9 protein-coding genes are annotated in these 16,510 nt (G+C 43.9%); 6 read left to right on the forward strand and 3 right to left on the reverse strand.

What is annotated here, in order from left to right; all coding sequences use genetic code 11:
- Nucleotides 1-150 precede the first annotated feature (150 nt).
- The 3 genes from RCZ04_RS04490 to RCZ04_RS04500 all read right to left on the reverse strand — a co-directional run bounded on the left by RCZ04_RS04490 (nucleotide 151) and on the right by RCZ04_RS04500 (nucleotide 5,765).
- Nucleotides 151-1,542, reverse strand: a complete 1,392-nt coding sequence (locus RCZ04_RS04490) for a RagB/SusD family nutrient uptake outer membrane protein (RefSeq protein WP_460484757.1) — start codon at nucleotides 1,540-1,542, stop codon at nucleotides 151-153.
- A gap of 79 nt (nucleotides 1,543-1,621) precedes the next feature.
- Nucleotides 1,622-4,918 carry a SusC/RagA family TonB-linked outer membrane protein gene (locus RCZ04_RS04495; RefSeq protein ID WP_460484758.1) on the reverse strand — a complete coding sequence of 1,099 codons (3,297 nt, stop codon included), beginning with the start codon at nucleotides 4,916-4,918 and terminating at the stop codon, nucleotides 1,622-1,624.
- Between the two features lie 109 nt (nucleotides 4,919-5,027).
- The gene (locus RCZ04_RS04500; RefSeq protein WP_460484759.1) at nucleotides 5,028-5,765 is read right to left on the reverse strand and encodes a TIGR03915 family putative DNA repair protein; all 738 of its coding nucleotides are present in this window, start codon (nucleotides 5,763-5,765) and stop codon (nucleotides 5,028-5,030) included.
- Between the two features lie 1,108 nt (nucleotides 5,766-6,873).
- Between RCZ04_RS04500 and dprA the strand changes: the two genes are divergently transcribed.
- The 6 genes from dprA to RCZ04_RS04530 all read left to right on the forward strand — a co-directional run bounded on the left by dprA (nucleotide 6,874) and on the right by RCZ04_RS04530 (nucleotide 16,412).
- On the forward strand, nucleotides 6,874-7,971 hold the full coding sequence (gene dprA, locus RCZ04_RS04505; protein WP_460484760.1) for a DNA-processing protein DprA: 1,098 nt from the start codon (nucleotides 6,874-6,876) through the stop codon (nucleotides 7,969-7,971).
- A 140-nt stretch (nucleotides 7,972-8,111) separates the two neighbouring features.
- Complete coding sequence (gene dinB / locus RCZ04_RS04510) at nucleotides 8,112-9,200, forward strand: DNA polymerase IV (RefSeq protein ID WP_460484761.1); 1,089 nt, start codon at nucleotides 8,112-8,114, stop codon at nucleotides 9,198-9,200.
- Between the two features lie 25 nt (nucleotides 9,201-9,225).
- Nucleotides 9,226-11,883, forward strand: coding sequence for a DUF6493 family protein (locus RCZ04_RS04515; RefSeq protein ID WP_460484762.1), 2,658 nt, complete (start codon nucleotides 9,226-9,228; stop codon nucleotides 11,881-11,883).
- Nucleotides 11,884-12,071: 188 nt separating this feature from the next.
- Complete coding sequence (locus tag RCZ04_RS04520) at nucleotides 12,072-14,720, forward strand: DUF6493 family protein (RefSeq protein WP_460484763.1); 2,649 nt, start codon at nucleotides 12,072-12,074, stop codon at nucleotides 14,718-14,720.
- A gap of 18 nt (nucleotides 14,721-14,738) precedes the next feature.
- The gene (locus RCZ04_RS04525; RefSeq protein ID WP_460484764.1) at nucleotides 14,739-15,029 is read left to right on the forward strand and encodes a virulence protein; all 291 of its coding nucleotides are present in this window, start codon (nucleotides 14,739-14,741) and stop codon (nucleotides 15,027-15,029) included.
- A 39-nt stretch (nucleotides 15,030-15,068) separates the two neighbouring features.
- Nucleotides 15,069-16,412: an SWIM zinc finger family protein gene (locus tag RCZ04_RS04530; protein ID WP_460484765.1), complete on the forward strand. Its 1,344-nt coding sequence runs from the start codon at nucleotides 15,069-15,071 to the stop codon at nucleotides 16,410-16,412.
- Nucleotides 16,413-16,510 lie beyond the last annotated feature (98 nt).

Raw genomic sequence — 16,510 nt, forward strand, 5'->3', positions numbered from 1 at the left:
AGGGAATAACCTCCCCCTATTCACATACTCTGCTCTCGCAGACTACCTTCAAAGGGGGAATAACCTCCCCCTAACCCCCTCCAGAGGGGGAATGTGTGACGGTCATCATAACTCATTATAAGCTAAATATCATTATTATTATTTTTTATATTAATAATTCTGTGTGAGTGAGGGGTTCTTCTCCATTACGTCTTTAGGGAACGGAACGATGTACATTGGTGAATTGGGGGGCAAGGTATAGGTGCGTTGTGGCACGGTAGTATTTACCAAAGGGAAGGTGCGCTGTAGCGTCTTGGCATAAGCGGGTTCGGTGTTCAATCGTTTTAAATCGAAAAAGCGGTTGAAGCCCATTGCGAGTTCCCTGCGGCGTTCAGCGATGATGAGTTTTACGGTCTCCTCAGTAGTAGCGGGGGTTGCAAGAGTAGCCCCACTGCCTTTTACGCGTTTGCTGCGAAGGGTGTTTACGGTTTGCATCGCTCCACTAAGGTCGCCTAAGCGCGCTTGACACTCGGCTACAATAAGGTACATTTCACCTGTTTTCATTCCCACTGTAGGATAAAAGAACTTAGTAGCCGTCATATTCCAATTGGCAGCTCCTGAACCTTTATCGGAATAAAAGTGATTCTTGCTGAGAAAGAGCTTGAAGCGCATATCGTTTTCGGTATCAAAAAGCTCACAAAACTCTGGACTCACGGGATAAACCCACCAATTATTCATCTCGGTATGCCCGTTCATATAGGCTAAATTGAGCACTTCGGGGTTTTTATCTACGGTGATAGGAGTAGGATTTGCCTCATAAGCTACCATATCTACCAGTTGGTTGTTATACGACAGACTCTTTTGTGCGGCTACCAACGCCTGCTGATACTCTCTTCTGAACAAATGCACTCTGGCTTTGAGGGCATAGCCAAAAGCCAATGAGGGGTGATATACATTCACGGGGTGTTCTTGCAAAAGAGGTAATGCCGCCTCGATATCTTCTTGAATAAAGTCGTACACTTCCTTTACGGTAGCTTTAGCGGGCTGGGCTTCTAAGTCGAACTCACGCATTAGGCACACGCCACCATCGGTAGCGGCTGTAGCGGGGTTATAGCCTTTCCCGTAGACATTCACTAACATAAAGTAATCAAAGGCTCTGAGCAAGCGGGCTTCGGCTTTGGAACGCGCTTTCAAAGAGGCATCGCCTTTGGCATCGTCAACAGTGCTGATAATCATATTCCACCTACCTATATAACTGTACACATTGTTATAGAAGGCAGAAGACTCAATGTAATCGGCTCGTGGAGCGCTTTCTTCGTAAAAGAAATTGATACTGTTCAAATCGGGCGCTTTACCGACGATAGTACTCTCCTTCACCCAATTGTCGTCCACCAAAGCGCGGAAGTTGAAAGGAGGGTAATTCTTAGTAGGGAGTACTACCAAATTGTAATATTCCTCAGCGGTGTTGATAATCTTTTCGCCTTTGGGTGTAAGGTCGGTATATTTGTCACAGGCTGTGAGAAGCAAGGCGATGAATACTGTTGTGATTATGTTTTTTTTCATTGTAAAATAGGGTTATTTTACTTTGTCAAAGTCCTAAGACTTTGACAAAGTCTGTTATAAACTGCCTGCCGTGCTACGGCTAAAAGCTAAATGATACGCCGAAAAGCGCTGTAGTTGCTACGGGTAATGCGCGGGTTCCGGTGTTGAGGTGATAGGTTTCAGGGTCTATATCGTCGCCAGCAGCGCACCAAGTGAACAGATTGTTGAGCTGAGCGGTGATTTTAGCATTTTGTAAGCGCAATTTCTCGCAAAGGTCTTTAGGCATATAGAAGGCAAACACCACATTGCGCCATTTGAGGTAATCGGCATTGACCACGTGATTATCACCATACTGCCAAAGAGTGTTTACCGTATTGGTGGTAGCCCTCAAAGCCGCTGGATAGTCAAATGACATACGGGGCATATTGGTAGGGTTTGCCGCTGTCCAACGTTGGGTAATATCGCGGTGGGTCTCGCTCTCTTGATTGATAGCGTAAGTATCTTTGCGCAGTTTATGACCACCGGCGTATACGAACATCGTACCGAGCTCAAAAGCCTTGTAGCGCAGTTGTAAGTTTAGTGCTCCGTTGAAGGTGGGGTTCATCGTTCCTAATCTCACAAGGGCATCTTCACTTTTGATATCTTTAATTGTGGGCACGCCATTCGCATCGAAAGTGGTATTAGGTTCGCCATTTTCGTCTACAAAAATGGGATAACCATTCACGGTTTCTTTATATTGATAGGCGTAAAGCGAGTTGAAATCGTCGCCTTCTTTGTAATAGCGCAAGGGATTCCAAGCGTATTGCACTGGATTGGAGGGCTTGCTACTCACTTTTTCAATGGTATTTTTGTTGTAGGCGAAGGTAGTCTCTACGGTAAGTCGTAAATCGTCAGCAAGCCTACGGGTAGCATTGAGACTCACTTCTATACCTCGGTTTAGTAGTGCTCCGTTATTGATACGTTGCCTTTGAGCGCCTACGGTGGGGTCGAGTTCGGTAAGCACTAATAAATCGGAACTATAGCGACGATACAAATCAATACTTCCTGAGAGCCAATACCACAAGCCAAAGTCAATACCCAAATTCAGTGTTTCAGTCTTTTCCCAGCGCAATTTAGGGTTGGGCAAATCGGTATCGGTGATAGATACATATTGCTGGGTAGGGTAAGCACCACGTACATCGGTGAGCAAACGTCCGCGCAAGAAAGGAGTGGTAGTTTGGTCTACATTCCCACTGATACCATAGGTAAGGCGCAATTTTAGTAAGTTCACCTCATCGCTATTGAAGAAATCTTCACGATGGATATTCCAACTACCGCCAACAGACCATAGCGGACGGTATTTATACTTGGGGTCAGCTCCAAACATATCGGCTTGATCTATGCGCACACTCCCTGAGAAATTGTATTTCTGGTTGAAGGAATAGCCCAGTGTACTATAGAAAGAGATAAAGCGATGTTTAATTTCGCTGTGCTGATCGCGGTTGAGTGATAACGACTGACGCCCGTAGAGATAGGTGGTAACACCAGGATTGTAGAGGTCTTTCCAGTTGAGAGTAGGGAAGGAGAGCGTTTGCTCGTCGTAGCCATACTGCATTTCCTTAGTGCTACGCGGGGTGTAGTGATCGCGCATCTCAAAACCTAAGAGCGCTGTCACGTTATGTAATTCGGCAAAAGTGCGGTTGAAATTGAGCTGCTGACGGAAGGTATAGTGCTGTGTTTGGCTTTTTTGTTGCTCGTAATAACCGCCTTCGGGCAGTTCAGAAGAGAATTGTTGAGTAGCAGTATCTTCTTTTACAAACTGATTATGGCGCAAACGCATATAGTAAGTGTCTTTGCCAAAGAAAGTTTCACTGCCCAATGTGTTCAGTTCATATTGAAAATAGCTTTGAGATTGCAAGCCTTTCACAATAGAGAGCTCCAAGTTTACAAACGGACGCACACTGAGAAGGTGCTGTTTTTGGTGCTCTTGTGCTATAGATTCGAGCAAATTAAAGCTATACGGACGAAAGGCATCGTTACCGGCAATTTCTTCTAATATATGTCCGTTGATAGGTGCTACCAAGTTAAAACCCGCATACGGATTGGTGCCCAACACAGGAATATAGCGCGGTTGCTTTAGAGGGTCAGTATACATAGCTCGCATAGGGTCGGCTACAGCATCAGTAGCAGTATACCTGCCGTTCACCCCAAGAGTACTCTTGAGCCAAGGAGTAAGCTGGTAAGAGTTTTTTAAATAGAGGTTGAGCGCGCGTGATTTTTCAGTAACAATGCGTTCATTCGTATCTTCATATTGCAATGAAGCGTAGTTCTGAGAGCGGTTGTTGCCACTTTCCACACTCACATTATAGCGTTTGGTGATGATAGGTTGCCACACATAGCGCTGAAAATCGCGGATGTAATCGCGTTTGCGCCACTGCTCAAGCGTACTGTTTACCTGAGCATCGGTGAGTTTTCCTTTAGCTTGGTCGCGGTAGAGCTGGAAGAGAGGTGAATAGTAGCGCACCGTTTGCCTGCCTCCAATTTCGCCATACGAAGCGAAAAGGTTATCTACATTGCCATTGTTGTCAGCCAATTTACTTTGGTAAACAGCTGTCTCAAAATCGATAAGATCAGGGGTAGAAGCGTAGTGCATCTTGCTCATATCAGGCTTAAACGTATAGAAGAGGTCGGTATGCACGTTGATGCGCAAACCGTTTTGCAAGCCTTTTTTGGTAACAATCACAATGACCCCATTGGCAGCGCGCACCCCGTAGATAGCAGTGGCGGCAGCGTCTTTCAGCACAGTAATCGACTCGATATCCTGCGGGTTGATTTCGTCTAAAGCCATATCAGTAGGGATATTATCCACCACAATGAGAGGCGTATAGCCCACATTGCCCGAAAAAGTGCCTACCCCGCGCAGTATAGGTACGGTTTTTCTCGTAGTAGGGTCGGTAGTAAAGCGCAACCCAGCTACTTGTCCCTCAATAGCCTCTTGTACGGTTCGGTTAATCTGTCGGTTGAGCTGTTGAGGTTTTACTTCAGTATACGCCGAAGTGGTGAGTTCTTTGCGAAGATTTTGGTAACCTGTAGCTACCACAGCACTTAAAGTGATAATTGCGGGCTCTAAGCGCACTGTTATAAAGGGCTTTTGGGCAGAAGTGGTAAACTCATAAGGTTTCATACCTAAATATAAAACCCTTATAGGCTGTCCTGCTTCTACTTCCACTTGAAAGTTCCCCTCGGCATCAGTAACCTTAGCAAATGAGCTATTATTTCTACCTATGACTGTAACAACAGCTCCTTCCAAAGGGTGATTCATTTCATCGGTTACTTTACCCGATACAGTAATCATTTGGGCAAACGCCCCAGCGAAGCAACAGAGGAAGAGTGCTTGCGCTATCAGATATTTTTTCATAAACGTTAGTTATTAGCGGGTTAGCAGTGAGTGATGGTAAAGATGTTTTAACGGCGACAAAAGTAGTAAATAGTGCCGAACCGTGCAAATTATTTTGAAGGAAACTAAATTATACTTCTGGTAGATACTGCCAATAGCGCTTTGGCATATTCCTGAGCTGGTACTTTGCATTCTTGCGCTCGGCTATGTTAATATGCTGAAAATAAGTTTTCCAAAGGGTCTCATAAGCATCGGCAGTAGCCGAAGCAGGCACTCCAAAATGCTTATCGGCAGGAGTAAAGGGCAACACCTCGTGCAGATTGTAAATAAAACCGTAACCGTGCTCAGGGTCATAAAGCACCCACTGCTGGTCAGAAAAGCGGGTTTTGAAATGAGGAATGACCAACGGCAATACGTCATACTCGGGAACTATTTTGGCAAAATAAAGCTCGCCTACCTTTTCAAAGCGCACAAACTCTTTCATTCGGTGTACTTCACGCCCCACACTTTTAGCTGCCTTGCGGATAGCAGCAATGGCAGGATGAGCAAAGTTCTCCAACACTTTACCCTCGGGGTGTTTTACCATCAGCCTAATAGCCTCTAACAGATAATCTTCCATATGCGTTTCTTCTGATAAAAAAGCCCTTAGCACAATTGCCACCCCTTCTTTACCCCAACACTGTTCTATCTTGGCAAGCACCCGTTGCGCTTTGTTGGCATCGGTATACACGGTTTCCTCCTCGCCAAAAAGCAAGGGCGCAAACCGATGTCTCGCTATAATAGTTACCGTATTGTAACGATACTCAAAAGCAACAAAAACGGCTGTGAGGAACCCCTCAAAAGTACTGTCGTATACTAAATGTTTCAAAGCTAAATGCGGTTAAAGAATTTAATAGCCTGCAAATATACTTCTTTTTTATTTTAGAGGGTAGAATATTACCAAAAACATTTACTTATAATGGTTTCTTTGGCTTGATTAGTGAGAGGAAGAGATAAGTGGAGCCCCGACTCACTTACTCGGCAGTGCCGATAACCCCGAAGGGGGACAAGAAGGAAAATGGATTGCAAATCACAATTAATAGAAGTTTGATGTGAGATTTTTAAAATCTCGCACAGATTACACGGATTACACGGATTGTGACAAAATAAAATTCAATTAAAGATACTTTTATTCACGGATTTAGCAACGAGTTGCTTGGATTACACGGAGCCCCCGACTCACTTACTCGGCAGTGCCGACAATCGCAAAAGAAGAGAAAACCTCTCTCTAATCGCGAAAAAACCTCCCCCTAATTGCGAGAAAACCTCCCCCTAATTGCGAAAAAACCTCCCCCTACCCCCCTCCAAAGGGGGAATGTAGTGGTGGTCATCATACACGAAACATATGATGAGGTTATTATTCTTAATGTTTAATTTATATAAGTAAAATAGCCAAAAAGTGTTAAAACACTGCGTTTTGTTCAATTTTAGAAGCAGGCTATCTTCAATTTACTCAAAAACAATAAATATTTAATAATCAGTGAATTGTTTTACCTTTTATCTTTTACCTTTTGACTACTTTAACCGAAGGTAAGACGAAGGTAAGACGAACCTAAACCGAAGCTAAGGCGAAGGAATGATGTTTAAAAACTGAATATCAGTTGGATAAAAGAGGGTGTAAAACACTGAAAAAAATATGTTAAAAACGGGTTTTTAACAAAAAAAATGTAAGGTTATTTCCTCACGGCGTTCGCATTTAATATTAAGCAGCTTCCTACCTATTTAAGCCTCGCACAGATTTCGCGGATTTCACGGATTTTGACACGGATATTTCTTTAACTTGGCAAGCGTGATTTGCACGGATTGGTAGTTGCCACTGCTATATTTCACGGAATAGAGTACAAAAAGTTTAAATGCAAATGCTGTGTTACCTTATTGGTAAATTTGTTATTTTACTAATTATGTAGTACCTTTGCACTATGCTTTAATACTTTATTATGAAAGACGATTTGTTGTATCTTATAGCCTTAAAGAAAATTCCTTTGATAGGCGATATAACTGCCAAAAAGCTCATCACACACTTTGGGAGTGCCCAAAATGTATTTGCTCAACGCAAAAGTGCTTTAGAGAAAGTAACAGGTATTGGCTCTAAGATTACTCAAAACATACTCAGTGCCCAGTGTTTGCACGAAGCAGAAGCAGAATTACAGTTTACTCAAAAGCAAAATATCAGCATTATAACCTATATTGATGCCGAGTATCCTTCGCCCCTCAAACAGTGTGTGGATAGCCCTATATTGTTTTACCAAAAAGGAAATATCCACTTGCAAAACAAGCGGCTGTTGAGCATCGTAGGCACGCGCAATATCACGAGCTACGGCACAGCTTTTTGTGAACAACTCATCGAAGAACTCGCTCCGCTTGATGTGGTCATCGTCAGTGGTTATGCCTATGGGGTAGATATTACTGCCCACAAAGCCGCTATGAAGCATCGCCTGCAAACGGTAGCTTGTTTGGCGCACGGGCTTAATACTATCTACCCCGCCGCTCATAGCAAGTATTGTGAGGCAATGGAAGAAAACGGCGGTTTCATCACTGATTTTAGCAGTCAGAGTCCGTTTGATAGAAAGAATTTTTTGAGTCGTAATCGCATTATTGCGGGGCTTTCGGAGGCAACCGTAGTGATTGAGTCGGGACTAAAAGGCGGTAGCTTAGTTACGGCTGATATAGCTTTCTCGTACAACCGCGAAGTATTTGCCGTACCAGGGCGCACTACCGATGTCTACAGTGCAGGCTGTAACGAGCTCATTCGCAATAGTAAAGCTCGTATGCTCACCTCAGCCAAAGACCTTGTGTACGTACTCAATTGGGATACCCCTGCCCCGAAAGCGGTACAGCAAGAGCTTTTTGTAAGTCTCACTCCTGAAGAAGAACAAGTGATGAATTACCTGAAAAACAACGGCAAACAAGGCTTAGACGATTTGGCTTTGGGTTGCCAAATGCCTATATACCAGCTTTCTAATTTGTTGTTTCAAATGGAACTGAAAGGTGTAGTAACCCCCTTGCCAGGGAAAGTGTTTGAAGCGATAGGGTGATTTGCTACTCACGGCGTTCACATTTGATATTAGGCAACAAGCTGCCTATTTAAATCTCGCACGGATTACACAGATTACACGGATTTCGCAACAAGTTGCTTGGATTGTACGGAGGACATTAACTTCTAAATCCTAATTTCTTGAACAGAAAAATCATACATATCGATATGGACGCTTTCTTTGCTTCCGTAGAGCAATTAGACTTCCCTGAACTGCGCGGGAAAGCCATTGCTGTGGGTGGTGGCGAAGCGCGTGGCGTGGTTGCGACAGCCAGCTACGAGGCGCGCAAGTTTGGGGTGCGCAGTGCCATTAGTGGAGCGCAGGCACGCCGGTTGTGTCCGCATCTTATTTTTGTGAAACCCCGCTTTGAACGCTACAAGCAAATATCGATGCAAATACGAGCTATCTTTCACGAATATACTGATTTGGTAGAACCTCTTTCCCTTGATGAAGCTTACTTAGACGTAACTGTAAACAAAAAAGGCAATCCTTCGGCTACCCTTATCGCCCAAGAAATCAGGCAACGCATTTTTCAAGAAACAGGACTTACGGCTTCGGCGGGTATCTCGGTAAACAAGTTTATCGCCAAAATTGCTAGCGACTATCACAAGCCAAACGGACAAACTACTATCACTCAAGCTGAGGTACAAGATTTCCTCGACGGACTTGATGTGCGGAAGTTTTACGGCATAGGTAAAGTAACCGCCGAGAAGATGTATCAGTTAGGGATATTCAAAGGGAAGGATTTACGAGCAAAGTCGTTAGCATTTTTAGAACGGAATTTTGGCAATAGTGGTCATTATTACTACGAGCTCTCACGGGGTATTCACCGCAGTGAGGTACAGCCTTTCAGGATTCGTAAATCGGTAGGCGCTGAAGAGACCTTTGCGGAGAATCTCACCAGCGAGGTATATATGCTACAGGAGCTCGAACGTATTGCCGAAGATGTAGCCCGCCGTCTTGAGAAGCAACAGGTAGCAGGCAAAACCGTTACCTTAAAAATCAAGTACAGCGATTTTTCCGTACAAACGCGCAGTAAAACCCTCAAGGAGTTTATCAGCAGTAAAGACGAAATACTACTACACATCAAGGAGCTACTTTACCAAGAACGGCTGAGTGAATCGGTACGACTGTTAGGCATCTCACTCTCGCACCTAAACAACGAACCTGAAAAAGAAGAAGTAAAGAAACCCGAGTATATACAGCTAAAGTTAGAGTTCCCAGATTAAATTTAAACGCTTAAAAAAGAACTATATGAAAAAGCACCTCATCACCGCGATTGCTACCGCCGATTTCCCAGCAATCCTCACCATCACAGCGCAACTATCGGATAGCGAGCGTTACGAAACTATTGATTGGCTTAAAACATTAGACCCTTATTCGGAAAAAGATTTTCCGAGGAAGGAGAAAAGCACTTGGGAGCTCAATTACAAAATAGACCAAGCTTTTTACTACGCCCTTATCACGATGGTGCGTAAGGAAAGCGATGTGGCTAAGATAATGATTGACAAAACGAACTACCTTGGCGAGCCTTTTCAACAGAGTCCTTATATGCTTTTTAGGTCTCAGTTTGTTCAACCTGTGATTGATTATTACGAACAGTTTCCTCCTGATACTTATATCCAAAAAGTCGTAGATGAGCAATATAAAGCGTTTGGGAGCATCTCCTTTGGCTTTCAGTGGTATTTTTATAGAAAAGGTTGGCTTCCTTTTGACGAAGAACGTTTTGTGAGAAACTTGTTAGAAGTAAACCAGTTGCACCATCGTTCGGTAACCGCTGATGTACATTTCCTTTTGCAAAACCCTGAAGCGATTGAGAAAGTGCTCTTGCAGTTGTATCGTATAGAAACCCGAGTACTCGACCTTTCAAAATGGAGTAGTGACAACCCCAACCGCAAACGCAACGATTTAGGTGCAGGCAAGGTAACCGACTATTGGGATGAAGTGTTTGAACTCTTACAAGAAAATGGCTATCAAATCCCGCGTAGCTTTGTGGGACAATTGTTTGAGTCGCTGCTCAACCAATGGAAGAAACCCCATTTGGATTGGCATTGTCGTTTGCTAAAGTTCTTTAAACCTACGCACGAGGAAGTATTAGCCAACCAGCACACCCTCTTTGCGGTACTCGGCACAGGCGTACCCAGTGTAGTGAAAACGGTAATGGACTATATCGCCACCATTGCAACCGACCCGCAGTTTGACCGCGAAGGCTTTGTGAGTCAGTTGCCGTTGTGCTTTACGGTGCAAAAGCAACCCAAAACCTTGTTGTTGGGATTGGAACTCCTTAGTCAGTGTTTTGAAGCACAAGCCCCCACAGATATTAACTACCGCGAACAATTAGCCGTGCTCTTCACCCAACCCGATGTAAAGGTACAAGAACAAACCGCTGCCTTGTTGCTAAAATACTTTAATCAGGAAGGATTGAACGAGGTGGTGAGTCCGTATTGGGATTATTTAAAAGAAGAGGTGAAGGGGTTGTTATTTGATATAAACCTCCCCCCTCACATACTCAGCTACGCTAGCTCACTGACTTCCTCCGAGAGGGGGAGCTGTAGCGACTCAAAAGCGACTACTGAGGCTCAAAACTATACTTCTGTTAGTGTTCCTACTTCTTGGAACGCCTTATTATTCCTATTAGGCGATTGTATCCGTGAGAAATCTGCCGCTACGCTTGATGTATTCTTCAACGCTTTAGTGGAATTGCAAGATCAAATCCCTGCGGATTACGCCCAACAAATTGCTACTTATATCAAGCAGGTGAGTGCGCGCGAATGGGAAGAGGTAGGCACTATGCCTTTGCTGTATCAGTTTTTAATGGCGTGGAGCGAAAAACTACCACTACATAAGTACAATGAAAAAGCTGAATGGAAAGAAGTGCAAGCCCTTTATAAGAAGGAAGAATACGGCAAGGCCCAAAAGCTCTCTAAGTTGTACCAATTGAACAGAGCTGCCGATACCGCCCAAAAAGCCTTTGCTCACCTATACCGCACGACCGAGCGCACTTTGGAAAAACTCCAAACCCACAATACCTTGCCTTTTTTGGCTACACCTACGCACTTACCTTTCTACATAGATGCCGAAATTTTGGTTGACAGACTCCTGCAATACGAAGCGAAAGGAGAACAACCCGATTTGGAAGACCTTATTGTTGCTTGCCACCGCTTGCTGTTCAAAGAAGTTTCGGCAACAGCCCAAGCCAAAGTCCAAACGCTCAAAGGCAACTACGGTCAGGCAATTCAGTATTTCTTGGGAGGTACCGATGAACTCAAAGTTACTGATGACCTCCTGCCTCTTTGGAAAGTAGTTGCCCGCCTCAAACACCCCGATGCAACCTTAGTAGATAAGCCGTATTACATTGAGTACGGTTGGGAGAAAGTGAAATACGCCAATGGAGAGATTGATGATGAATTTCTGTTTAAGCACAAGGGCGAAATCAATGCCTATCCGCGTGATATGGAATACTTGCTCAGCTTAACGCCTCAGTACCCTAATGAGATATTGTGCAGATGTATTAGTAATTGGGCGACAATGAACGAAGTGCTTCAAGTGCGCAATATGAGTATGCCGTTAGAAGTCCTTTTGCGTCACAATCTGCGCGTACAGCACAGCGGGTGGCTCTATATAGGAGCTTGTTTGCTGTTTGAAAAACGACCTTCACGCGATTTAGCGTATGAGTATGTAGTACAAGCCATCGCTCGCAATGAAAACCTTACCTACTTACAAACCTTTTTGGCGAATGCCTTAGCGTGGGATTTTTTGCCTATCCCACGCTTTGTGGAGTTCTTAGACCGACCCAACCCACCTCTCGTAAAACAATTTGGAAAAGAGGTGGTGCAATTGTATTTAGAAACCGTTAAAAAGCAGGACAAACTGCCACGAAATCATAAGAAATTAGTAGAGTTTAGTCGTTAGTGATTAGTCGTTAGCAAGCGTCGCAAACTTTGTCAAAGTTCTTAATGCCTGCTGTGCTACGGTCTTTGGATCATAATCAGTAGCTTTTTTTAGTATGCTGTAGGGGCGAATGGCAATTCGCCCTTAAAAAACAAGCCTATTTATTTGCAATTATAACCCTGTTTCACATTATCAATAGTATAAAAAAAATGGGAAAAACTTTTGAACAATTAAAATCCCTTATCACTTCCCACGATTTGGACGCTCTTTTTGACTTCTGTAACAAACTAACAGAAAGTGAGCGCCTTGAACTTTTAGAACAACTCCAACACTCGGGTTGGGGAGTTAAAGAAAGTACATTTTTTGGGAACCAAACCCCCGATAAATTCAAGAAAACGCTCTTCTTAGAAACTCCAAAACAATCTGATTATGAGTTTAACGTTGCCTTATTTCTCCTTACCCAAAGTGAGGAAGAGTACCAACACCTTCCTATTCATCAGCTGCTTAGTTATGGTGTGTCGGCATATAAACTTTTTACCGATGGAAAGGCTTTGCGTCTTTTCATAAGAGTTTTTAAAGAAGAAAAATACCACTTTTTAATAGACCTATTCAAGCACTTAAAGCCCAACGAAAGGGAATTTATCTCCTTTGAAGCCTATTGGGTGCTCTACAAAGCGGGAATCATTCCGTTTGACCACGCATTATTTACCAAAAACATTACCGCTACGTATCTCTATGACGACAAGATAGCCCGCTATAGCGATTTGGTGCTAAACGACAAAGAGTTTCACGAGCTGATATTCCGCCGTTTGCACTGCTACGAAAACCAAATGTTCCACGATGCCAAGCCTTGGGAAGCCTTTTTTGTACACCTACAAAAGCAAGGTTATACCTTCACTCGCAAGTATATCCCCGAGCTGTTGGAGAGCTTGCTGAATCTTTGGAAAAGACCCCAACTCAATTGGCATTGCCGTTGGTTAGAGTTTCTACAGCCTACCGCTAAAGAACTGCTCACTTCTCAGCAAACCCTTTTTGCCCTGCTCGGCACGGGTAATGCCAACCTTATCAACTTTGCTATCAAGCACATCAGCACGATTGCTAAGGAAAAGGATTTTGACTTCCCTGCTTTCGCTGATAACTTTGCCCTTTGTTTTACTACCCAAAAGATAGCCAAATCACAGCTCATCGGGCTGAACATTTTGGAACAACACTACAAAAAGCAAGCCCCCACCAACACCGATTACCGCGAACAATTGGCGGTACTCTTCACCATCCCCGATGTCAAGCTACAGGAAAAAGTTGCACGCTTGCTTACCGCTTATTTTGGTGGTGAAGGCTTGGACGAAGTAGTAGTCCCCTACCGCGATTACCTCAAAGGCAAAGCCCAAGAATTGTTCTCTGACCAGTCGGGATTGTCTGATGAAAACCTTCCTAATAAAAACCTCCCCCCTGCCCCCCTCCGAAGGGGGAACTATGGTGACGCAAATCCTAATACCTACAACCTAACAGCTAATACCTATAACCTAACACCTATAACCTATCCCCTAACCCCTGATAACCTCCTCTTTCTCCTTGGCGATTGTCTCCGTGAGCGGTCGGCAGCTACGATTGAGGTGTTCTTGGAAGGTTTTAACCAATTGCAAAACCAACTTCCTGCGGATATGAACAAACAATTAGCTCCTTACCTCAAGCAGATGAACAAACATTGGGGAGGTACGGCGGCGGTGCCTATTTTGGAGTGGTTTTTATTGCATTGGTTAGGTGAGAAAAAAACACTTCGCAAAGAAGATAAGCAGTTTTTTGAGGAAACACTGCCTTACTTGTTTGACAAGGTGCAATTATTGCTCAAGAAATTAGATAAAAAAGATAAATTGCCTTTCCTCGCTACTCCTACGCACGCACCTTTCTATATAGAAGCAGAGGTATTGATGGATAGACTTCTGCAATACGAAAGTGCAAACACCGCTCCTGACCTGCACGATTTGGTAGTGGCTTGTAACCGTCTGCTCTTCAAAGAGGTTTCGGCAGCAGCCAAAGAGAAAGCCCAGCAACTCAAAGGAGCTTATGCAAAGGACATTCTGTATTACGTAGGACTTACTGATGAAGTTAAACTCGCGGAAGAATTGTTGCCGTTGTGGGCACAAATCACTCGTATCAAGCACCCTAACAGAGAATTTCCTGAATTTGAAAACACTACTGCTAAGGATATCCCCAGTGTGGTCAAACCTTTTACCTTAGACTTTGAAGTGAAAATGCGCAAACAAAGTGCAGTTACTTTCTATTACCTTGACCTTGCTGATAATTGGAATGACAATTTTGATAGACGACAAAAACCTGTAAAAGCTCCTATTCCTTATTACAATGCAGGGATTTGCGATGTGGCGTGGGGTAGCGATGTACTCTATCAATGCAGTTTAAACCCGCATTATATCGAAGCGCAAATCACCCGCTACACCGCTTCTTACGGCAAGGGCAACGAGTCGGGCGAGTTAGAGCATATGCAGTTGCCTATGCAAGCGTTGGTGGAACATCATCTGCCTGTGTATCACGGCGGTTGGCTATACGTAGCCGTTGCTTTGCTCTTTGAAAAGCGACCTACCCGCGACCTTGCCAATGCGTACATCCTCGAACGCCTGCAAGCAGGAGCAAATTTGGATTACGCCGCCCAAGTGATTGGCAAACTTTTAGCCGAGCAGTACGCGCCTATCAGTAGGTTTATGGAGTTTTTGGATATGCCCACCCGAGATCCTAAAGTCAAGGATTTTGAGAAAAAAGCCGTAGATGCTTATTTGGCTTTGGTAGAAAATTTAGATAAGAAACCCACTAATCATAAAAAATTAGCTGATTTTGTAATGTGATAATTAGCAAATAAGAAAATGAATCAAGGAGAATTATTACTTTATCAAACCGAAGAAGGCACTACCCAAATAGAAGTACGCCTTGAAAACGAAAATGTTTGGCTTACACAAGCGCAATTGGTAACTCTTTACCAGTCCAGCAAAGCCAATGTAAGTGAGCATATAAAACACATCTTTGAAGAAGGTGAATTAGAAGAAAAGGCAACTGTTCGGAAATTCCGAACAATTGCAGCTGATGGTAAAGTTAAAACACTCTCTACTGTAGAGAAAGATTACTTAGAAACATTGAAATCTTTACAGAAAAACTAACCCCTAAAACCTAACCCCTAAAACCTAACCCCTAACAAGATGACCGATTTCCAATACGCTTATCCCTTTGCCTCTGTGATTGAAGAGGCAACACCCCACGAAAAGAACTTTATCTTTTCACACTGCTCTGAACTGAAGGAGGACAACGCGGTACCTTGCTTCTTTTGGGGCAATATCACCCAGCCTTTTGTGGTGGCAAAATGCCTCGCTACGCTGGCTAAAACCGTTGCCTCTCAGTTTGCTATCGCTCCTGGTGTATTAGCCAAACTGCGCGACCCTATCATCTCGGTAGGCAATGGCGAATTGCTGTTTGAAGGCTTTTCATCTTGCAACAGCGTCTATGCCCGTGTGGGTTTGCGCAACGACGTGCTCGATGGTGATTTTCTGCAAAGCGGCTGTACTAATATCGATTTCAACGATGTAACGGTGCGCGCTTTCAATGCAGTTACCGCTTCCGAGAAAATGGTACTGAGCGTCGGTCAGAAGCAAACGCATTTCATTACTGAAAAACACAAAACTGTTGAGAAGAAAGTAACCCTCCCCAACCGTTGGATCAAGGGATTAGGCAATGTGCAAGTGTACTTGTCCGAAATGGATTTGGCTTATCGCCTCAACAAAGCTGAAGCCATCCAACTTTTCCGCTCTTTGCCTAAACAAGCCGTGAAAAACGATTATTACTTAGTAAAACGCGGCGTAGGCTACACTTTTGCCCCTACCCCTACGGCTGGAGCGATCAAGATAGGAGGTGTACACCGTCTGAACCTCTTGCAAGGCTTGTTGTTATTGGCCGATAGCCTCTATATCTACCGCAGTATGAGCGAACAAGCAGTGGCCTTTGTGTTGCACTTCAAAGGGGTAGAAATGTTCTTCCTGCTCTCCGATGGCGTCTATCGCGGTTTTTCGGGCGAAGGAAAGTATTTGGAGAATATGATTGAGGACGTACCTATGGAATGGCTCGTGGGGATTAACAATTTCTTTAAGACCAACGAAGTGTTTTCGCCCGCAATGGTAGCCATTGAGAACGATGTGAATATGGGCACGATGACTACCCTACAAGCTTCATTATCAAGCATCGGACTCTTGGGCTATAACCTCACCGACAGCAATTATTTCTACCGCCGATTGCCTTTCAAACCACAGCGACTCATAAGCCTCAATCCGCGTTTGCAGAATGCCAAAAAGCTCACCGCAAACGATGAAGTGCAAATCGTAGAACAACACGGCAATTATGTGAAAGCCAATGTAAAAGGCACAGGAGGAGTCACTCATACGGTGATCCTCGACGGCGAAAATGCCCAATGCACCTGCAATTGGTACACCAATCACAAAACCGACAGAGGCTTGTGCAAACATATTTTAGCCACAAAAATGCTCACACAATAAGCAGATAAGGTAAAATAATTAGGGTAAGCCATTTAAGACTACAGTAAGTGTAAAGGCTTTAAAAGCAGTTTGATCTTTAAAAGGGACTGCATATCCTT

It is taken from the genome of Capnocytophaga sp. HP1101 (assembly GCF_054772415.1).